This is a genomic window from Rhizobiaceae bacterium (genome assembly GCA_023953835.1).
Lineage (GTDB): Bacteria > Pseudomonadota > Alphaproteobacteria > Rhizobiales > Rhizobiaceae > Mesorhizobium_G.
The window spans coordinates 689,365-708,586 of the sequence record JAMLJB010000001.1; the positions used below are offsets into that span (position 1 = coordinate 689,365).

Sequence of the window (19,222 nt, forward strand, 5' to 3'; positions counted from 1 at the left end):
GGGTGCTGGGACTGCTCGTCGTATTGACGGCTGTTGTCTATGTAACGCTGCTTTTCGCGGTAGCGAGCTTCGGTGATCGTCGCGCCGCGCGCGAAGGGCCCGGGCTGCCGCGACCCTACATCTATGCACTCAGCCTCGCCATCTATTGCACCTCCTGGACATTTTTCGGTTCGGTCGGTCTCGCGAGCGAGCGCAACATCGAGTTCCTCGCGATCTATGTCGGACCGATTCTCGTGTTCCTCTTCGGGTTCCCGCTTCTCAACCGGCTCGCGAGACTGGCCAAGGGCGAGAAAATCACCTCGATCGCGGACTTTCTGGGCGCCCGCTACGGCAAGAGCTTTTCCGTTGCCGCCATCGCCACATTGATCGCCACGATCGGCGCGGTTCCCTACATCGCCCTGCAACTCAAGGCGATCTCCGGCTCCGTCAACCTGATGGTGGAATATTACACGGGCGCGCCGCTGTCTTTCTATCCGTTCGTCTCCGACATCTCTCTTGTCGTCGCGGTGCTGCTGGCGCTTTTTGCCATTCTTTTCGGCACGCGCCACGCCGATGCGACTGAACATCAGGACGGGCTGGTGCTCGCCGTCGCGGTCGAATCCATCGTCAAGCTGGTGGCTTTTCTCGCGGTCGGCCTGTTTACCTGTTTCATCCTGTTCGGGTCTCCGTCAGAGCTTGCGGACAAGATCGCGGCGTCGTCGGACGCTTCGTCGGCGCTCGACTACCGCACGTCGCTCGGCTCCTGGCTGGTGGTGACCGCGCTGAGCGGCTTTGCGATCATCCTGCTTCCGCGCCAGTTCTATGTGATGATCGTCGAAAACCGCAGCACCTCGGAACTGCGCACGGCGACCTGGCTGTTTCCGCTCTATCTCATTGCGATCAACCTGTTCGTGCTGCCGATTGCACTGGCCGGGCGCGCCACGGTCGGCGACGCCACCAGCAGCGACCTCTATGTGCTGTCGGTCCCGCTGCTTCAGGGCCACAACACGCTGGCGATGATCGCCTATATCGGCGGCCTGTCGGCGGCGACCGCGATGGTGATTGTCGAAAGCGTCGCGCTTTCGATCATGATTTCCAACGACCTCGTCATTCCGATTTTCGTGCGCAGGCTGCTCACCTCCAGCCCCCGCGAGAATGAAGACTGGTCCGCCGTCATTCTTCATATCCGGCGCGCGGCCATCTTCATCATCCTGTTCACCGCCTTCCTCTACTACCGCGAAAGCACGGGCAATTCGCGCCTGTCGGCCATCGGCCTGATGTCTTTCGCGGCGATTGCCCAGTTTGCGCCGGCCTTCGTCGGCGGGCTGATCTGGCGCGGTGCCAACAGCCGGGGCGCGATCCTCGGCATGGCAGTCGGCATCACCGTCTGGGGCTACACATTGCTGCTGCCGACGCTTGCCGCCCCGGACGCGGCAATCGTTCTTTACGGGCCGCTCGGCATCGAATCCCTGAAGCCTCAGGCGCTGTTCGGCACGGTTGCGGAGCCGCTGAACCATGGCGTGCTGTGGAGCCTGTCGCTCAACCTTGCCTTCTTCATCCTCGGGTCGCTGTCACGCGCCGCGCGACCGCTGGAGCGCATTCAGGCATCGATCTTCGTGCGGCGCGACGCGGCGCCCGCGCCCAGCCTGCGCCGTTTCCGCACCCGGGTGACGGTCAACCAGCTCAAGGACACGATTGGCCGCTATCTCGGCGTGGAACGCACCGAGCGCTCATTCCAGAGTTTCCAGAACGCCTATGGCCGCGTGCTGGACGGCAACGAGCAGGCTGGAACGGAGGTCATACGCTTTTCGGAGCAGTTGCTGGCGAGTGCGGTCGGTTCCTCCTCATCGCGGCTCATTCTGTCGCTGCTGCTCAAGCGCAACGACGCTTCGGCCCGCGACGCCTACCGTCTGCTGGACGACGCCACCGAGGCGCTCCAGCAAAATCGTGACCTTCTCCAGATCGCGCTGGACCAGATGGAACAGGGGATCACGGTTTTCGACAGCGACCTGCGGCTTACCTGCTGGAACCGGCAATACCGCTCGCTCTTCAACCTGCCAGACGAGCTTGGGCAGGTCGGTGTCTCGCTGGACCTCATCTTGCGTTCGCTCGTGGAACGCGGAGAGATCACCACGGCCATGCGCGCCGAGGCGCTGAAGCGAATAGCCGCATCCGAAGGGCCGTGGCAGATGGAGCTGAAGCATTCGCGGCGCATCATCGAGATACGCTCCAATCCGATGCCGGATGGCGGCATGGTCGCAACCTATGCCGATATCTCGGCGCGCGTCGAAGCCGATCTCGCCCTGAAAAGCGCCAATGAATCGCTTGAGTTGCGGGTGCGCGACCGAACGTCCGAACTGCTGCGCGTCAATGAGGAACTGGCGCAGGCGCAGATGCTCGCCGACGAGGCGAACCAGGGCAAGACGCGCTTTCTCGCAGCGGCGGGCCACGACATCCTGCAACCATTGAACGCCGCCCGCCTCTATTGCGCATCGCTCATCGAAAAGGCGCGTGACCGATCCGTCTCGGAAGCCGCGAACAACATCGAATCCTCGCTCGACTCCGTGGAGACAATCCTTGGGGCGGTTCTCGACATTTCCCGGCTGGACGCCGGCGCGATGACGCCCTCCCCCTCCGTCTTCGAGCTTGGCGCATTGCTCAAGCAGATCGGAACCGACTTCCAGCCGCTGGCGCTGGAAAAGAACCTCCGGCTGACCCTTGTGCCCTCCTCGCTGCGTGTGTCCAGCGACCGCAACCTGCTGCGGCGACTGATCCAGAACCTCGTGTCAAACGCTATAAAATATACCCGCACGGGGCGCATCCTTGTCGGCGTGAGGCATCGCGGGGAACTGGCGGAAATCCAGATCTTCGACACCGGCATCGGGATCGACGTGGAAAAGCTTTCTTCCGTTTTCAGCGAATTCACACGTCTCGAAGAAGGCAAGCGCGAAGCGCCCGGGCTTGGCCTTGGGCTGTCCATCGTGGATCGCATCGCGCGCGTGTTGCAGGTCGAGTTGCGGATTCACTCCGAGAAGGGGCGCGGCACCTGTTTCTCGATCCTGCTGCCGGTGACCATGCAGGCCGCTCCGGCGCTCGTCACGACACAACCTGTGCCGAAAAGCGTCGGGCGCACGCTCGCCGGACTGCACGTGCTGTGTATCGACAATGACAGCCGCATTCTCGACAGCATGCGAATTTTGCTCGAGGGCTGGGGCTGCGTGGTGCGCACGGCTGCGGACGGCGCGGGCGCGGCTGACGGCCCGTCGCCACACATCGTGCTGGCGGACTATCACCTCGACCGGGAAAGCGGGCTTGATGCCATCAAGCTCCTGCGCCAGCGCTGGGGTTATGTGCCGGCCGTGCTGGTGACGGCGGATCGCTCCAGCGAGGTGCGATCCGCTGCAGCGGAGATCGACGTTCCGGTGCTCAACAAGCCCGTCAAGCCGGCGGCACTTCGGTCCATGATAACGCGGCTGCGCCAGAGCGCCGAAGCCGCTGAGTGATTACTGTCAGGACCTATTGCAGTTGCGGCTCGTGGCCGATCTTGGACAGGAGGATGACCGCCTGCGTGCGGCTGTCGACGTCAAGTTTCTGAAGAATGGCCGAAACATGCGCCTTGATGGTGGCTTCTGAAACGCCCAACTCATACGCCACCTGCTTGTTGAGCAGACCCTCCGCCAGCATTCCCAGCACGCGGGTCTGCTGCGGCGTGAGAGACTGGAGCCTTCGGATGATGTTTGAAATCTCCAGGTCGTGCTCTACCCCGAGATCGACTCCGGTGGGCGTAGCCACTTCGCCGTTCAGGACGGTGACCACCGCTTCCCTGATCTCTTCCATCGCAGCCGATTTGGAGATGAAGCCGGAGGCGCCCAGTTCGAGCGCTCGGCGAATCGTCGTGACGTCGTCATGGGCCGACACCACCATCATGGGCACGTCGGGGTGTATTCCTCGCAAGGAAATCAAGGCCGAGAGACCGCTTGCGCCGGGCATGGAAAGGTCCAGCAGGACGAGGTCGATATCGTCGGTCGAAATGGCCAATTGCTTGACCTCTTCGAAATCGCCCGCCTCGAGAACGGTGATGACATTGCCTATCCCCGCCAAAGCCTGCTTCAGCGCGCCGCGAAACAGCGGATGATCGTCTGCGATGACGATTTTATAGCCCGAGGGCAAGCGACTCCTCCCCTGATCTTCGGCCGCGTTGCTGATGCAACGTTAATCAGCTTCGCTCCCGCCGATCAAGAACAAAGGACTCATGCAGGCCATTGCCTCAGGTCCTGTTCGGAGCACTTTCCTCTGCCGAGCCGCTGCCGCGCAGGTCCCGGTCGAATTCCTTGACGATTTCCAGGAAGCCCCGGAAGAACCTTTGCATGTAGGACATGGTGCGGTCGAATTCGTCTTCCGACGGCAGCCCCTTGCCGCCAGAACCTTGCTCCAGCGCCGAAACGCGCCCCTCAAGCGCGGAGACCTGCTCCCTGAGCCGGTCGATCTCGTCCTCGAAGGCGCCGCGCTCGTCTGCAGCCATGCGGCATACGAGCTGCCCGGATTGATCGCGACAGGTCGACATCTCTCCGGTTCGCCGGTCGAGGCGAACATAGCCCTGATCCGTCTTTTCCAGAGCGTAGCGGTCCTGCTCCTGGGCAGGCCCCATGACGGTGGAACCGAGAAGAAGGACTGATGCCAACAGGATGCGCATTTCGAAACCCTCCATGCCTGGGGTGAAGTGTGGCCGCACTTTATGCTGAAATTGCGATGAATGGTTGTCCACCATCCTGCTTGAGCCTATAGGGCGCTCATGAACGAGACCATCTACAAAATCGTTCCCCGGGAATTGTGGCGAGAGGCGGAACAGGCCGGATCGTTCTCAGGAAGCCCGGTGGACCATCAGGACGGCTTTATCCATTTTTCGACGGCGGAGCAGGTCGCGGAAACCGCCACCAAACACTTTGCAGGGCAGGACGGATTGCTGCTGGTCGCGGTCAGCGCCCATGCTTTGGGAAATGCCCTCAAACATGAACCTTCGCGCGGCGGCGCGCTGTTTCCGCATCTTTATGCATCGCTGCCACTCACTGCTGTGCAATGGGTGAAGCCGTTGCCGATGCGCTCCGATGGCGGGCACACATTTCCGTCGCTGGAGCCGTAAGGATGCTTCTGGACCGGATCGGCAGGAGACTGCTTTTCACATTTGACCCCGAGACGGCGCACGGTCTTTCCATCCGGGCGTTGAAGTGCGGCCTGCCGCCGATTGCAAGGCCGGCGCAGGACGCCCGGCTTCATGTGCGGCTGGCCGGGCTCGATTTTCCCAACCCGATCGGCATGGCGGCGGGATATGACAAGAACGCGGAAGTGCCGGACGCGCTGCTGCGCCTCGGATTCGGCTTTGCCGAAGTCGGAACGGTCACGCCCCTGCCTCAGCCGGGCAATCCGAAGCCGCGTATCTTTCGACTGGAACAGGATCGCGCGGTCATCAACCGGCTTGGCTTCAACAATGAAGGACATGATGCGGCGGCAGCGCGACTGACGGCGCGCACGCGCAAAGGCATTGTTGGCGTCAACATCGGCGCGAACAAGGACAGCGCGGACCGCATGGCCGACTATGAGCTAGGTATCGAGCGCTTCGCGGCGCTTGCGAGCTATCTGACGGTCAATATCTCGTCCCCCAACACGCCCGGCCTGCGCACCATGCAGTCGCGCGAGCATCTTTCGGAGCTTCTTGCGCGCGTGATGACCGCACGCGACCGCTTCGCGCAGGCGGGGAGAGCGGTCCCGGTGTTCCTCAAGATCGCGCCCGACCTTTCCGAGGCCGAACTGGACGACATCGCGGCGGAGCTGATCGCCAGCCGGACGGACGGGCTGATCGTTTCCAACACCACGATTGCGCGGACGGGATTGCATGCGGGCCCTTCCGCCGCCGAGACCGGAGGCCTTTCGGGCAGACCGCTGTTCGCGCGCTCGACCGCGGCGCTGGCCTGCATGCGCAAGCGGCTCGGCGCGGACTATCCGATCATCGGGGTGGGCGGTGTCGATTCGGCGGAAACCGCGCTGGAAAAGATACGCGCCGGGGCAGATCTCGTGCAATTGTACACTGGGATGATCTATGGCGGGCCGAGCCTCCCCAACCGCATCGTCGAAGGCATGGTCAAGGCGGTCAAAGCGAGCGGCGCGACTTCGATCCGCGAACTGCGTGACACGCGGCTGTCCCATTGGCTTGCTCAGCCGCTGGAATGAATGCCGGAAAGTCGCAATCGCAGCATCGCGAGCAGAGTCAGGCCACGGAACAGCAGGAAAATGTGGAGCGCTGCCCATAGCCCCGCATTTCCGAACCTTGGCTCAAGCAGAGCCAGCGCAACCAGAAACGCGCCAAGAGATACGAGCATCATGTTGCGCATGTCGCGCGACCATGTCGCGCCGATAAACACGCCGTCCATCTGGAATGCGAGCACGCCGCTCAGGCCGGTGAACGCAGCCCATGGCAGATAGCGGGCCGCCTCGCGCCGAACGTCATCGGCGGTCGTCATTGCCGACAGCAGTGACGAACCGAACAGGAGAAACACGAGAACCGCCCCCAGGGCAAATCCAAAACCCCAAAGCGCGGTGAGCTTCACAGCACGAACGAAGGGCAGCCGCGCGCCCGCGCCAAGCGCCCTGCCCGCCAGTTGCTCGGCTGCCGTGGCAAAGCCGTCGAGAAAGAAGCTGGCGATCATGAACAGGTGCAACAGCACCGCATTTGCTGCAAGCGTGACCGTGCCGAGCGACGCGCCGTGTTTGGCGAAGAGCGCAAAAGCAGCAAGCAGGCAGAAGGAGCGGATCATTATGTCGCCGTTGAGCGCGAGCATCGCCTTGACCGCGCCGATGTCGAGCACACTCGACCATTGCAACGCCGCCATTTGCCGGAAGCGGCGCGCGATGAGAACCGCGCCGGCGAGCATAGCCACGCATTCCGCGATGACCGTGCCCCAGGCCACACCGGAAACGCCCCAGCCGAAATAAAGGCCCAGAAGCACCGACAGGAGGATGTTAGTGCAGTTCAGCAGGATCTGGAGCGCCAGCCCCAACGTGCCTTCGCCCCTGCCCAGCACGTAGCCGAGGATCGCATAGTTTGCGAGCGCAACCGGGGCCGCGAGGCAGCGTATGCGGACATACTGGTCAAGAGCGATGTTCACCGCCGCTTCCGCGCCCATAAATCGTTGTCCGGCAAGAGAAATAAGCGGCGACAATATCGCGATGGACAGGCCAATGGCAGTCGCCAGCAGAAGCGCACGAATCAAGACATGCCGCTGTTCGCGCTCGTCGTTCCTCCCGAACGCCTGTGCAACCAGACCCGTCGTCCCTGAACGCAGGCCATTGAAGGTGGAGAATACGACATCGAACACGATGGCACCGGCAGCAAGTCCGCCGATGAGCGCCGCATCGCCTAGCTGTCCGACGACCGCCGTGTCCGCCAGACCAATGAGCGGCGTCGTGACGTAGGCAAACGTCATCGGCACCGCAATGGCCAGCACCGTGCGGTTGGTCACCTCGAATGAGCCGCCTGCCTGTTTCAGTGACCACCCCTTGATCGCATGCGGGAAATATCCCAGCTTCGCCGGGAAGCCAACCGGCCGTTTCGTGCAAGATCGTTTCGCCAGCAATGCCGCTGCATATCGTCACCCATCCCGACTATGACGCGGGCTTTGCCCCGACGCATCGCTTTCCGATGGGCAAATATTCAGCGCTCATCACCAGTCTCGAAACGCGCGGCTTCCTGCTACCCGGATATGTCCATCGACCGGTCCCGCCGCCTGCGAGTTGGCTTTCCCTCGCCCATGACAGAGCTTATGTCGATCAGGTGATCGCCTGCGACGTTCCAAAGCGGATCGAGCGCGAGATCGGCTTTCCCATCGTCGAGCGCACCGCGCGGCGCGCGCTGCTGGCCAGCGGCGGAACCATCCTCGCCGCACGGCTGGCGCTTGAGCAGGGAATCGCATGCAACACCGCTGGCGGCAGCCATCATGCCCGCCGCGCTCAGGGTGCGGGGTTCTGCACCTTCAACGATGTCGCGGTAGCTTGCCGGGTGCTGCTGGACGAAGGCACGGTCAACGACATCCTGATCGTCGACCTCGACGTGCATCAAGGCGATGGAACGGCGGAAATCCTGGCGTCTGAACCGCGCGCCTTCACCTATTCAATGCATGCCGCGCGAAACTATCCCGTTCGCAAGGCGAATTCCAACCGGGATGAGCCGCTTCCCGACGGTACGGGTGACGATGTCTATCTTGCCCGCCTTTCCGACGCGCTCCGGGACCTGGGAGAACTGCGCGCATGGGACCTCGTTTTCTACAATGCCGGGGTCGATCCGCATGTCGACGACAGGCTCGGACGCCTCGCGCTTTCGACCGACGGCCTGCGGCGGCGCGACGAGATGGTGGTCCGATATTTCCGCGAACGCGGCGTCCCGCTATGCGGCGTGCTCGGCGGTGGATATTCGCACGACGTCACGGAGCTTGCAGAACGCCACGCCATCCTGTTCGAGGTGGCTGCGGGATTCGCTAGCGTCGATAGTTCAGCAGTCGGATGACGATGAATGCCGGGATGACGACCGCCGCACCGAGCAGCAGATAGGTGAACAGCCTGTCGAAGGCCCGGAAACCCATGTTCCAGAGATTGATGAAGAAGTTCTCGATGCTGTAGAAAACATCCAGCGGCGACCAGCCGAAGGCGTGCATGACCATGCCGACGACAAGTGAAACTGCAAGCAGCTTCACCAGAACGCGCAGCGGGCTATCACCAAGAATACGGGCCAGCAAAGGCTTACTCCTTCATCCCATGGCCGGAATCGGCGTCCAGACCTTTGTCAAATACGTTTCCGCCGTCAACGCTTCAAGGACGAGGAATTTCTATTGAAGCGCAACGGGCGCGCATGATAACGAAATCGTATGCGGGTGTAGCTCAATGGCAGAGCAGCAGCTTCCCAAGCTGAATACGAGGGTTCGATTCCCTTCACCCGCTCCAGCACCGGAAGCCGTTTTTCTGAACCTCCCCGTCATCATCCAGTGACGGTATCGGTCGTTATATGCTGCGCGGAGATTGTTTTCCCGCTCGGGCGGAGACATCGGTATTCACTTTTCGGCCCATTCCAACTAGGAGGGTCCTCAAATGCGGAGGAGGAAAATCACACGACATGTCCGTGCAGCAGAGAATAATGTATGTCGTATTCAATCACATTCATGGGGATAGCCGCGTCATAAAGACAGCCCAGGCGGCGCTCGATGCAGGATTCGACTGCGTTATTGTCGGTGTTTCGAACACAGGCATCAGGGAAGTAACAGAGGTCGAAGGCGTCCCTGTCATCCGCTTGCCCAACCCCGCATGGCGCCTGAAAACGCAAGGGCTCTGGGAGGCCGAGAAGGACGTTCGGCTGCTGATCGGTCTTTTCAGCAACGCCGTGCAGGCCGAGGCCGCGCATTTCCTGCCCGATATCGTGCATTCACATGACATGCACTGCATCAGCGTCGGCGCGAGCCTGCGCGATTCCATGATTGCCATGGGCCGCGATGCGGTCTGGATCCACGATATCCATGAATATGTCGCCGGGCTGCGGGGACATACGGCAGAGCAATATATGCCGCACTGTCTGGCCTGGGAGAGAGACCTTCTTCCGGCAGCCGATCATCTCATCACTGTGAGCGACACGCTGTCCGAGACCGTACGGTCCCGATACTCCCTCGAAAAGCTGCCGACCGTCACCTACAACGTGCCGAACTATGGCGAATTTCGCGCCGTCGGGCCGGACATCCGGTCGTCGATCGGACTTGCTCCCGAAACGCCGCTGGTGGTGTTCGTCGGCGGCGCGAGTGCGCTGCGCGGCTGCGACACCATCATCCATGCCGTTGCGAAACTGCCCAACGTGCATCTCGCCTTCGTAAGCCGTGGCGACTATGCCGAGCAGATGCGAAACCTTGCCCACAGCATCGGACTGTCCGAACGTTTCCACCTTCTGCCCTATGTCGCGAGCAATGAGGTCAGCACATTCATACGGACCGCCGATCTCGGGATTCACGGCCTGATTCACTATCCGAATGCCGAAGTCGCACTGCCGAACAAGCTGTTCGAATATCTGCACGCAATGCTGCCCGTCGTGGTGAGCGACGTGGCCGCGATGAAAGCCTTCGTTGATGCGAACGGCGTCGGCGCGATCTTCCTGGCGAGCGATGTAGACAGTTGCGCCGCGGCCATCAGCGACGGACTTGCAAATCGTGACAAATTGCGCCGCAAGATCACCAAATCGCTTCGCCAGAGATATTCTTGGGAGGCGCAGGCGAAGAAGCTTGTGGACATCTATCGGGCGAACATCGGAAGGGCCAAGGTGAAGCTGAGCCCGGCGGCCCGCGCGGAAGCAACCGCGAGGCTGAGCGCGGCCAGCGTGCTTTTCGAGGCACTCTATGCTCGATCTTTGCTGGATCGGGTGAGTGGTCGCGTCGCGCAGATCACTCCCGATTTGTCGAGCCAGATACAGGCACTCGCCTTGAACAGAGGCATCGCCGCCCAACCGCAGCGAAGCTGGACGGCAAAGCGTGTCCACCGCCTGAAAAGGGTTACGAGCGAACAAGGCGTGGGCGAAGCGTTCAAGGTGGTGGCGGTAGGTGTAAAGCGCAGGCTGGTGGCAATCTTTCGCGCCTGAACTTCGAACGAATAGCCCGGGCCTTTCGAATAGCGCGTCTGGCAGGGAACCAATCGCTCCGTCACAGGTTGCAGCCTTCTCGCCGTCAACCCGCGCAAGGAGGTCCAGATGTTCCGTCTCGCCGTCACCGCATTGCTTGGCTATGTCGCCTACAGGATTGCGCGTGAGATCACGGATTCCGCTCCCCTGGAAACAGTCCGGCAACGACCGGCAAGACCGAAAGCGGCGGCCAGACCGGCTGCGAAGCGCGCGCGCAAGCCCGCTACCAAACCTGCGGCGGCGACCGCGACGGGTGGCGGCTAGAGGTTAAAGAACCGAAACGATGGACTTCGCCAGTTGATCCAGCCGGTCATCGGGTAAGCCGGCGATGTTAATGCGGCTATCATCGACCATGTAGATTCCGTGCTCGGCACGAAGGCGATGAACCTGCTCCACGGTCAGGCCGAGGCGCGAGAACATGCCGCGATGGTTTGCGATGAAATCGAAGCGATCGGAATTGGACTGCTTGCGCAGCGCATCGGCGAGACCTTGCCTGAGCGCAATCATGCGCATACGGATTTCCTCGAGTTCCGCCTGCCAGTCCGCGCGCAAATCGGCGTCGGTCAGGATGATCCGGACCGCTGCCGCGCCATGGTCCGGCGGCATCGAATACATGCCGCGCGCGACGGACAAAAGCTGGCTGTTGGCCGCGTCGGCCTCGGCCTCGCTGCGGCCCATGAGGATCGCGGCGCCGACACGATCGCGATAGACAGAGAAATTCTTTGAACAGCTCGCCGCAACGGCCATTTCCGGCACGATGCCGGCGAGGATGCGCACGCCTTGCGCGTCCGCATCCAACCCGTCGCCAAAGCCCTGATAGGCAAGGTCGACAAAGGGAAACAATTGCTTCTCAAGCAGCAACTGGGCCAGTTGCGTCCATTGTTCCGAGCTGAGGTTCGCGCCCGTTGGATTGTGGCAGCAGCCGTGGAGAACGACGATATCGCCCGCCTCCGCCTGTCCAAGCGCTGCCATCATGTCGTTAAAACGCACAGTGCCGGTTGCCGCATCGAAATAGGGATAGCTCCGCGTCTTGAGACCCGACGCCTCGATCAACGGAACATGATTGGGCCACGTGGGGTCCGACAGCCAGACCTGCGCGCCCGGACGTGCGCGGTGAAGCAATTCGGCGATGATGCGCAGCGAACCGGAGCCGCCCGGCGCCTGTGCGGCGCGGATGCGTGACGTATCGGCGGACGGCCCGAACACAAGCTGGATCATCGCCGCGTTGAAGGCGAGATCGCCCGCCATTCCGAGATAGGTCTTCGTCGTCTGTTCGCTGTAGAGCCGCTTTTCCGCTTCGCGGATGGCGCGCATGATCGTCGTGCGGCCTTGCTTGTCCTTGTAGACGCCAACGCCGAGGTCGAGCTTGTCCTGTCGCGGATCGTCGCGATACATGCCGATCAGAGCGATGATCTTGTCGGGCGCGGCAGGCTTCAGGGTTTCAAACATGGTTTCACTCGCGGATCGAACTGGCGCGTCATAGACGAGGCGCGGGGAAATTGACAGGGCCACAGGCGCGTAGACGCTATGCCCTGAAATGTTTCGACAGCTTCAAGCCCTGCGCCTGATAGTTGGAGCCTAGGTCAGTGCCGTAGAGCGCCTTCGGACGCGACAGCATGTGCTCGTAGACCAGTCGACCGACGATCTGGCCGTGCTCCAGAATGAATGGGACCTCATGGCTACGCACTTCCAGCACGGCGCGGCTGCCCTTGCCGCCCGCCTGCGAATGGCCGAAGCCCGGATCGAAGAAGCCGGCATAGTGGACGCGAAATTCGCCTACCAGCGGGTCGAACGGCGTCATTTCGGCGGCGTAGAGCGGCGGGACATGCACGGCCTCGCGCGAGACCAGAATGTAGAACTCGTCGGGGTCGAGGATCAGTTCGCCCGGACCGCCATGACGATGGATCGGCTCCCAGAAATCGAGCACGGATTGCGCGGCGCGCAGATCGACGTCCACAAGGCCGGTATGGTGCTTGCCTCGATAGCCGATCAGGCCGTTCGCATCGCCCTCAAGGTCGATGGAGAGTGCGATGCCTCCGCCAGAAATGCTCGGGGCCTCGGCGGCTACAAGCGTTTCCGCCTTGTGCAGGCCGTGCAGTTCCGCTTCGCTCAACACGGCGTTGCCCGTGCGGAAACGAACCTGCGCGAGCCGCGAGCCAGTGCGCGCGATGATCGGAAAGGTGCGCGGGCTGACCTCCATGTAGAGCGGACCGTCATACGCTGCTGCGATCTTGTCGAACTCCTGCCCGCGATCGGTCATGACGCGCGTGAAGATGTCGAGCCTTCCCGTGGAGCTCTTGGGATTGGCCGAAGCCGAAATGCCTGCGGGCAACTTCAGCTTTTCGAGCAGCGGCACGATATAGACGCAACCGGTTTCCAGAACCGCGCCCTTTGTCAGGTCGATCTCGTGGAGCTTGAGGCGTTCGAGCTTGGTCGCGACCGTGCTGTCCGGCCCCGGCAGGAAGCTGGCCCGCACGCGGTACGCCTTCTCTCCGAGGCGCAGGTCGAGGCTTGCTGGCTGGATCTGGTCCGCATCGAGCGGGCGCGACGCATGGAGCGCACCGGTCGCGAAAAGCTCCGCTATATCGCGGTCAGGAAGGATGCCTGTCTGTCGCAAGGACCAATAACCGTGTTTATGCTGGCTCGACGTTTAGCTTCGTCTCCGATTGACGCAAGCCGGGTCGGGGTTTAAAGGGGCTTTATCCCGTGGTGATTTGGCCGGTCGGCTTGCAGCCACGTTAAACAAGTCGCTAAAGGACCGCGGTTTGGCCCGGCTTTGCGACTTTCGCGAGCCGGTTTTTTTATGTCTGGAAGCAGGAACATGTCGAACAAGCGCAAATTGAGACCCGCCACCCAACTGGTTCACGGCGGCACACTGCGCTCCGGCTTCGGCGAGACGTCCGAAGCGATCTATCTGACGCAAGGTTTCGTCTACGACACGGCCGAAAGCGCGGAGGCGCGCTTCAAGGGCGAGGAGCCGGGGTTCATCTATTCGCGATATGCCAACCCGACGGTGGACATGTTCGAACGACGCATGTGCGCGCTGGAGGGTGCGGAGGAAGCGCGCGCCATGTCGTCCGGCATGGCCGCCGTGTCGGCGGCGCTCCTGTGCAGCGTGAAGGCAGGCGATCATGTGCTCGCGGCCAAGGCCCTGTTCGGCTCCTGCCGCTATGTCATCGAGACGTTGATGCCGCGCTACGGCATCGAGTCGACGCTGGTGGACGGCTCGAAAATAGAAAACTGGCAGGCCGCCGTGCGCCCCAACACGAAGCTGCTCTTCCTCGAAAGCCCGACCAATCCGACGCTGGAAGTGGTCGACATCCGCGCCGTGGCCGATATCGCCAATTCCGTCGGCGCGCGGCTGGTGGTGGACAATGTGTTCGCCACGCCGCTTCAACAGAAGCCGCTTGAACTCGGCGCGCATGTGGTCGTCTATTCCGCGACCAAGCATATTGACGGCCAGGGGAGATGTCTCGGCGGCGTAGTTCTTTCCGACAGGAAATGGATCGATGAAGAGCTTCACGACTATTTCCGCCACACCGGCCCATCGCTTTCGCCGTTCAATGCGTGGACGCTGCTCAAGGGATTGGAGACGCTGCCGCTGCGCGTGAAGCAGGCGACGGATTCGGCGGGCCGCATCGCCGATTTTCTGGCGAACCATCCCAAGGTTGCGCGCGTAATTTATCCCGGGCGCGCGGATCATCCGCAGGCCGACATCATCAAACGGCAGATGAGCGGCGGATCCACACTGATCTGCTTTGACCTGAAAGACGGGAAAGGCGCTGCCTACGCGATGGAGAACGGGCTCGACATCATCCGCATCTCGAACAATCTCGGCGACTCCAAGAGCCTCATCACCCATCCGGCCACGACGACGCACAAGAACCTGACCGACGAGGCGCGCGACGAACTGGGCATCGGGGCAGGAACATTGCGGCTGTCGGTCGGTCTTGAGGATACGGACGACCTGCTTGAAGACATCGAGGGCGCGCTGGCCAAAGCCTGAGTCAGAACCTGTTGATTTGATTGAAATCCATCATCGGCTAAGATCGCACGGCCATGTACAAGGCTGTCACACGAAATATCGAAGTCGAGGTGGAACCCTTCTATCTGGAGGATCGCTCCGATCCCGCGGAGAACCGCTATGTGTGGGGCTACCGGGTAACCATCGACAATCAGTCCGACGATCTCGTGCAACTGCTCACGCGGCACTGGCACATCACCGATGCGCTCGGTCGCGTGGAGGAGGTGCATGGGCCGGGTGTCATGGGAGAGCAACCAAGTCTGAGCCCGGGCGACAGCTATCAGTACACATCAGGCTGCCCGCTGCCGACGCCTTCGGGAATCATGGTCGGAACCTATACGATGCGCAGTCGGGGCGGAGAGTTGTTCGACGTTGCGATTCCCGCATTTTCGCTCGACCTGCCGGGCACCATGCGCACGGTGAACTGAGGCGCGCCAGGGAAGGCGCGCCCCTGCACTATTCAGGCAAAGTCAGCCGGATCGAACACGTAGCTCTTTGAGCAGAACTCGCAATCGACCTTGATGGCGCCGTCCTCGGTCGAGTGCGCGATCTCCTCGGCAGTGAACCCGCGCAGAACGCCTTCGATCTTTTCGCGCGAGCAACTGCATTCGTCGACCACACCTATGCCCTCGAACACGCGAACGCCATGCTCGTGGAAAAGCCTGTAGAGCAGCCGTTCCGTTCCGACCGTCGGATCGACAAGTTCGACCGCCTCGATGGTTTCAAGAAGCATCAGCGCTTCCTGCCATGCATCATCGTGAGGCTCATCGACTTCCGTGCGCGGATCGCCGTCACCGCCGGGAATATCGGACACGCGCAAGCGCTCCGGCGCTTCCGGCAGGAACTGCGTGAGCACGCCGCCGGCGCGCCAATGCTCGCCGCCGCCTTCGCCGCGCCGCATCTGCTTCGCAACGGAGAGCTTGAGATCGGTCGGGATCTGCTCCGACTGCCGGAAGTAGACCTTCGCGGCTTCCTCAAGCGTCACGCCATCCAGCGGAACGATGCCCTGATAGCGCTGGGTGTACTGGCCCTGATCGATGGTCAGCGCCAGAACGCCATTGCCGAGCAATTGCTCCGGTGCGGTCTCTCCACTGTCGATCGCCGCGCCGAGACGCTCCGCATCGAAGCGCGCATAGGCCCGCAACGACCCCGGCGTCGTGAAGTCGGCCACCAGCATATCCACCGGCCCGTCCGTGCGGGTCTGGAGAATGAACTTGCCGTTGAACTTCAGCGAGGAGCCGAGCAGCACGGTAACGACGCAGGCTTGCGCCAGAAGCCGGGCGACCGGGTCGGGATAGTCGTGGCGGCCCAACAGATCGTCTAGCAAAGGACCCAGTTGCACGGCGCGCCCGCGTATATCCAGCGGCCCCACTTCAAAAGGCACGACATGATCGTCTCCGGCAAATCCGAAATCGCCGAGTTTTGGTTTCGTGTCAGTCACGTGAGCTGTTCCAAGCATGGCACATCCTTTCACGCATAGCAGTGCCGGCCTTCCCGTCAATGCTCGGGGAAGCCGGCACCGCAGCGCAAACTGTCAAGTTGATGCGCAGCAGATAGGCAGCGGACGCGTGCGTTTCAAGCGCCAAGGCACCAGGCAAGCACCGCCTTCTGGGCGTGCAGCCGGTTCTCGGCCTCGTCGAAAACCACCGACTGCGGACCGTCGATGACCTCGTCCGTCACTTCCTCGCCGCGATGGGCTGGCAGGCAGTGCATGAACAGCGCGTCAGGCCTGGCATGCGCCATCAGCGCCGCGTTCACCTGATAGGGCAGGAATACATTGTGGCCTCGCGCGCGGTGCTCCTGGCCCATAGACACCCAGCAGTCGGTCACCACGCAATCGGCGTTTTCGACCGCTTCTTCCGCGGTTTTCGCAAATGTCACGCTGCCGCCATGCGCCTTAGACCAATCGACGAATCTGCCTTCCGGCTCGCTGCCTTCCGGCGTCGCGATCTTGAGATTGAAGTCGAAACGCGCGGACGCCTCCAGCATCGAATGCAGGATATTGTTGCCGTCGCCGCTCCAGGCGAAGGTCTTGCCCCGGACCGGCCCGCGATGTTCCTCGAACGTCATCAGGTCGGCCATGATCTGGCAGGGGTGGGTGTCATCCGTCAGGCCGTTGATGACCGGCACGGTCGCTGCCTCGGTAAGCTCCAGCAGGCGCTGATGCTGGGTGGTGCGGATCATGATCGCGTCGACATAGCGTGACAGAACGCGCGCAGTGTCGGCGATTGTCTCGCTCTTGCCCAGTTGCATTTCCGAACTCGTCAGCATGATCGTCTCGCCGCCAAGCTGGCGCATGCCCACATCGAACGAAACGCGGGTGCGGGTCGAAGGCTTCTCGAAGATCATCGCCAGCACACGCCCGTCGAGCGGGCGGCTGCGATGGCCCGCCTTCAACTCGGCCTTGCGCGCGGCAGCGTCGTCGAGAATTCCACGCAGCGTGTCCGACGATACCGTCGACAAGTCCGTAAAATGCTTCAATTTCGCCATTCTCATCAACCTGCCTTTTTCGAAAGGCTTCCAGCGGCGCTGCGAACACGTTCCACAGCTTCGCGTATTTCCTCGTCCGAGATAGTCAGCGGCGGCAGCAACCTTACCACATTGTCGCCGGCGCCGACGCTCAGCGTTTTGGTCGCGCGCAGCGCCTGAACCATTTCGGTATTCGGAACCCTGCATTTGATGCCGAGCAACAGTCCAGACCCGCGAATATCCTCAATCACGTCCGGGAACTCGTCGGCGACGGCAGCCAGCCCTTGCTTGAGCAGCAATGCCTTGCGCGCGACATCGTCCAGGAAGCCGTCCGCCAGAACAACGTCGAGCACGGCATTGCCCACCGCCATCGCCAGCGGGTTGCCGCCGAAGGTCGTACCGTGCACGCCAGCGCTCATGCCCGATGCAGCCTCCTCGGTCGCCAGGCACGCGCCAACAGGAAAACCTCCGCCGATGCCCTTGGCAATCGCCATCAGGTCCGGCGTGACGCCCGACCATTCATAGGCGAACAGCTTGCCGGTGCGCCCGACGCCGCATTGCACTTCGTCGAAGATCAACAGCAGCCCGTGCTTGTCGCAGAGCGCGCGAAGACGTTTGAGCGAGCTTGCGGGGAAGGACCTCACGCCCCCTTCGCCTTGGATCGGTTCGAGCAGGATCGCGGCGGTTTCAGGCCCGATCAGCTTTTCGGCCGCGTCGAGATCGTCGAACGCAACCTGGTCGAACCCTTCCACCTTGGGGCCGAACCCCTCCAGATATTTGGCCTGACCGCCCGCCGCGATGGTCGCGAGCGTCCGCCCGTGAAACGCGCCTTCGAAGGTGATGATGCGAAAGCGCTCCGGATGACCTTTCACATACTGGTAGCGGCGCGCCGTCTTGATCGCGCATTCCAGCGCCTCCGCGCCGGAATTGGTGAAGAACACCTTGTCCGCGAAGCTGGCTTCGGCCAACCGCTCGGCCAGTCTCTCCTGGCCGGGGATATGATAGAGGTTCGACACATGCCAGAGCTTGCCTGCCTGCTCGGTGAGGGCTGCCACCAGATGCGGATGGCTGTGTCCCAGTGAATTGACCGCGATGCCGCCGGCGAGATCGAGATATCGCTCTCCGTCGCCGGCAATCAGCCAGCATCCTTCTCCCCGGTCGAAAGCCAGGGGGGCACGTGCAAAGGTCTCGTAAAGCGCGTTCATCGTCATTATCTAACTGCCGGATGGTGTTGCCGGAACCAAAAAGGCCGCCCAAACGGCGGCCAAGGCCCCGATATTGGTTTTTTTGTCGGCCAAGTCAACGAAAAGCTCAAATCGCGTTTCAACACCGCGCGACGGCAAAGAAGCCCCAAGTTGGGGAAAACCGCAAAAACCGATTCGCATCGGCTCCCGGACTCTTGTCACGGAGTCAGGCGATGGGGTAATTGGACACAAGAGAACCAGATTTCGTACGGCGGATCTATTCACGGCATAGATGTGGTGGCCAACTCGGCTCCGGTCGGGCGTGAATCGATTCCGGGACTCTGCGGGAGCGCAAAAATGGAATGGACTGACGAGCGCGTTGAATTGCTGCGCAAATATTGGTCGGAAGGACTGAGTGCGAGCCGGATCGCCGCGCAATTGGGCGGCGTGAGCCGCAATGCGGTGATCGGCAAGGTGCATCGGCTGAAACTGTCGAGCCGCGGGCGCGCGACAACCACGACCACGCGCCAGAAGAAGACGGCTACGGTCACCAAGGTCGTTGCGAAGGCGCAGGCGACCACGCGTCATGTGACAGCCTCTATCGGGGCAACCGCCCTGCAGGCGCAATTCGATGCCGAGCCGGTTGCCCGCCAGCATCTGCGCCCGGTCGAGAATGTCGTCGTGCCGATCTCCCGTCGGCTGTCGCTGGTTGAGCTCAGCGAGCGAACCTGCAAATGGCCGAACGGCGATCCCTTGTCCGAGGATTTCAGCTTCTGCGGAAATGAAGCCGGCGAGAGCGGCCCCTATTGCACTTATCACTCAAGGGTAGCGTTCCAACCCGCGTCGGAACGGCGTCGGCTGCGCTGACGT

The 19,222-nt window shown here is 62.0% G+C and carries 18 protein-coding genes, 1 tRNA gene and 1 riboswitch; of the genes, 10 read left to right on the forward strand and 9 right to left on the reverse strand.

The window, feature by feature from the left end:
- Window positions 1-2 precede the first annotated feature (2 nt).
- Window positions 3-3,482, forward strand: coding sequence for a hybrid sensor histidine kinase/response regulator (locus M9924_03275; protein MCO5063417.1), 3,480 nt, complete (start codon window positions 3-5; stop codon window positions 3,480-3,482).
- Between the two features lie 13 nt (window positions 3,483-3,495).
- Here M9924_03275 and M9924_03280 read toward each other — a convergent pair whose 3' ends face one another.
- On the reverse strand, window positions 3,496-4,149 hold the full coding sequence (locus tag M9924_03280; GenBank protein MCO5063418.1) for a response regulator transcription factor: 654 nt from the start codon (window positions 4,147-4,149) through the stop codon (window positions 3,496-3,498).
- 97 nt (window positions 4,150-4,246) lie between these two features.
- Window positions 4,247-4,672, reverse strand: coding sequence for a hypothetical protein (locus M9924_03285; protein ID MCO5063419.1), 426 nt, complete (start codon window positions 4,670-4,672; stop codon window positions 4,247-4,249).
- A 99-nt stretch (window positions 4,673-4,771) separates the two neighbouring features.
- On the opposite strand from M9924_03285, the gene M9924_03290 reads away from it, so the two are divergent.
- Complete coding sequence (locus M9924_03290) at window positions 4,772-5,119, forward strand: DUF952 domain-containing protein (protein ID MCO5063420.1); 348 nt, start codon at window positions 4,772-4,774, stop codon at window positions 5,117-5,119.
- A gap of 2 nt (window positions 5,120-5,121) precedes the next feature.
- On the forward strand, window positions 5,122-6,204 hold the full coding sequence (locus M9924_03295) for a quinone-dependent dihydroorotate dehydrogenase (GenBank protein ID MCO5063421.1): 1,083 nt from the start codon (window positions 5,122-5,124) through the stop codon (window positions 6,202-6,204).
- On the opposite strand, the gene M9924_03300 is transcribed toward M9924_03295, so the two are convergent.
- On the reverse strand, window positions 6,189-7,457 hold the full coding sequence (locus M9924_03300) for an MATE family efflux transporter (protein MCO5063422.1): 1,269 nt from the start codon (window positions 7,455-7,457) through the stop codon (window positions 6,189-6,191). The two genes, M9924_03295 and M9924_03300, sit on opposite strands and share 16 nt — an antisense overlap.
- Window positions 7,458-7,606: 149 nt before the next feature.
- On the opposite strand from M9924_03300, the gene M9924_03305 reads away from it, so the two are divergent.
- Window positions 7,607-8,533, forward strand: a complete 927-nt coding sequence (locus M9924_03305; protein MCO5063423.1) for a histone deacetylase — start codon at window positions 7,607-7,609, stop codon at window positions 8,531-8,533.
- Here the strand turns inward: M9924_03305 and M9924_03310 are convergent.
- The gene (locus M9924_03310; GenBank protein MCO5063424.1) at window positions 8,505-8,762 is read right to left on the reverse strand and encodes a DUF6460 domain-containing protein; all 258 of its coding nucleotides are present in this window, start codon (window positions 8,760-8,762) and stop codon (window positions 8,505-8,507) included. The two genes, M9924_03305 and M9924_03310, sit on opposite strands and share 29 nt — an antisense overlap.
- Window positions 8,763-8,893: 131 nt before the next feature.
- On the opposite strand from M9924_03310, the gene M9924_03315 reads away from it, so the two are divergent.
- From M9924_03315 to M9924_03325, 3 genes are all read left to right on the forward strand, one after another.
- Window positions 8,894-8,967, forward strand: a tRNA-Gly gene (locus tag M9924_03315).
- 190 nt (window positions 8,968-9,157) lie between these two features.
- Window positions 9,158-10,636 (forward strand): glycosyltransferase family 4 protein, encoded by a 1,479-nt coding sequence (locus M9924_03320; GenBank protein MCO5063425.1) that lies wholly within the window; start codon window positions 9,158-9,160, stop codon window positions 10,634-10,636.
- A 108-nt stretch (window positions 10,637-10,744) separates the two neighbouring features.
- On the forward strand, window positions 10,745-10,939 hold the full coding sequence (locus M9924_03325) for a hypothetical protein (GenBank protein ID MCO5063426.1): 195 nt from the start codon (window positions 10,745-10,747) through the stop codon (window positions 10,937-10,939).
- A gap of 3 nt (window positions 10,940-10,942) precedes the next feature.
- On the opposite strand, the gene M9924_03330 is transcribed toward M9924_03325, so the two are convergent.
- Together M9924_03330 and M9924_03335 are read right to left on the reverse strand one after the other, a co-directional pair.
- Window positions 10,943-12,124, reverse strand: coding sequence for an aspartate/tyrosine/aromatic aminotransferase (locus M9924_03330; GenBank protein MCO5063427.1), 1,182 nt, complete (start codon window positions 12,122-12,124; stop codon window positions 10,943-10,945).
- A gap of 76 nt (window positions 12,125-12,200) precedes the next feature.
- Window positions 12,201-13,292: a 2'-deoxycytidine 5'-triphosphate deaminase gene (locus M9924_03335; protein MCO5063428.1), complete on the reverse strand. Its 1,092-nt coding sequence runs from the start codon at window positions 13,290-13,292 to the stop codon at window positions 12,201-12,203.
- A gap of 79 nt (window positions 13,293-13,371) precedes the next feature.
- Window positions 13,372-13,449, forward strand: a riboswitch (SAM riboswitch).
- A 47-nt stretch (window positions 13,450-13,496) separates the two neighbouring features.
- On the opposite strand from M9924_03335, the gene M9924_03340 reads away from it, so the two are divergent.
- On the forward strand, window positions 13,497-14,681 hold the full coding sequence (locus M9924_03340; GenBank protein ID MCO5063429.1) for an O-succinylhomoserine sulfhydrylase: 1,185 nt from the start codon (window positions 13,497-13,499) through the stop codon (window positions 14,679-14,681).
- A 53-nt stretch (window positions 14,682-14,734) separates the two neighbouring features.
- The gene (gene apaG / locus M9924_03345) at window positions 14,735-15,127 is read left to right on the forward strand and encodes a Co2+/Mg2+ efflux protein ApaG (protein ID MCO5063430.1); all 393 of its coding nucleotides are present in this window, start codon (window positions 14,735-14,737) and stop codon (window positions 15,125-15,127) included.
- Between the two features lie 32 nt (window positions 15,128-15,159).
- Here apaG and M9924_03350 read toward each other — a convergent pair whose 3' ends face one another.
- The 3 genes from M9924_03350 to M9924_03360 all read right to left on the reverse strand — a co-directional run bounded on the left by M9924_03350 (window position 15,160) and on the right by M9924_03360 (window position 18,379).
- Window positions 15,160-16,158: an Hsp33 family molecular chaperone gene (locus M9924_03350; protein MCO5063431.1), complete on the reverse strand. Its 999-nt coding sequence runs from the start codon at window positions 16,156-16,158 to the stop codon at window positions 15,160-15,162.
- A gap of 116 nt (window positions 16,159-16,274) precedes the next feature.
- The gene (gene argF, locus M9924_03355) at window positions 16,275-17,189 is read right to left on the reverse strand and encodes an ornithine carbamoyltransferase (protein MCO5063432.1); all 915 of its coding nucleotides are present in this window, start codon (window positions 17,187-17,189) and stop codon (window positions 16,275-16,277) included.
- A 5-nt stretch (window positions 17,190-17,194) separates the two neighbouring features.
- Complete coding sequence (locus M9924_03360) at window positions 17,195-18,379, reverse strand: aspartate aminotransferase family protein (GenBank protein MCO5063433.1); 1,185 nt, start codon at window positions 18,377-18,379, stop codon at window positions 17,195-17,197.
- 330 nt (window positions 18,380-18,709) lie between these two features.
- On the opposite strand from M9924_03360, the gene M9924_03365 reads away from it, so the two are divergent.
- Window positions 18,710-19,219, forward strand: coding sequence for a GcrA family cell cycle regulator (locus M9924_03365; protein MCO5063434.1), 510 nt, complete (start codon window positions 18,710-18,712; stop codon window positions 19,217-19,219).
- Window positions 19,220-19,222: the final 3 nt, after the last annotated feature.

What these genes read in the sequence shown, in the direction of transcription:
- M9924_03285 (MCO5063419.1), bottom strand. Translation starts at nt 4,672, where the DNA reads ATGCGCATCCTGTTGGCATCAGTCCTTCTTCTCGGTTCCACCGTCATG.
- M9924_03290 (MCO5063420.1), top strand. Translation starts at nt 4,772, where the DNA reads ATGAACGAGACCATCTACAAAATCGTTCCCCGGGAATTGTGGCGAGAG.
- M9924_03295 (MCO5063421.1), top strand. Translation starts at nt 5,122, where the DNA reads ATGCTTCTGGACCGGATCGGCAGGAGACTGCTTTTCACATTTGACCCC.
- M9924_03300 (MCO5063422.1), bottom strand. Translation starts at nt 7,457, where the DNA reads ATGACGTTTGCCTACGTCACGACGCCGCTCATTGGTCTGGCGGACACG.
- M9924_03305 (MCO5063423.1), top strand. Translation starts at nt 7,607, where the DNA reads ATGCCGCTGCATATCGTCACCCATCCCGACTATGACGCGGGCTTTGCC.
- M9924_03320 (MCO5063425.1), top strand. Translation starts at nt 9,158, where the DNA reads ATGTATGTCGTATTCAATCACATTCATGGGGATAGCCGCGTCATAAAG.
- M9924_03325 (MCO5063426.1), top strand. Translation starts at nt 10,745, where the DNA reads ATGTTCCGTCTCGCCGTCACCGCATTGCTTGGCTATGTCGCCTACAGG.
- M9924_03330 (MCO5063427.1), bottom strand. Translation starts at nt 12,124, where the DNA reads ATGTTTGAAACCCTGAAGCCTGCCGCGCCCGACAAGATCATCGCTCTG.
- M9924_03340 (MCO5063429.1), top strand. Translation starts at nt 13,497, where the DNA reads ATGTCGAACAAGCGCAAATTGAGACCCGCCACCCAACTGGTTCACGGC.
- apaG (MCO5063430.1), top strand. Translation starts at nt 14,735, where the DNA reads ATGTACAAGGCTGTCACACGAAATATCGAAGTCGAGGTGGAACCCTTC.
- M9924_03350 (MCO5063431.1), bottom strand. Translation starts at nt 16,158, where the DNA reads ATGCTTGGAACAGCTCACGTGACTGACACGAAACCAAAACTCGGCGAT.
- argF (MCO5063432.1), bottom strand. Translation starts at nt 17,189, where the DNA reads ATGGCGAAATTGAAGCATTTTACGGACTTGTCGACGGTATCGTCGGAC.
- M9924_03360 (MCO5063433.1), bottom strand. Translation starts at nt 18,379, where the DNA reads ATGACGATGAACGCGCTTTACGAGACCTTTGCACGTGCCCCCCTGGCT.
- M9924_03365 (MCO5063434.1), top strand. Translation starts at nt 18,710, where the DNA reads ATGGAATGGACTGACGAGCGCGTTGAATTGCTGCGCAAATATTGGTCG.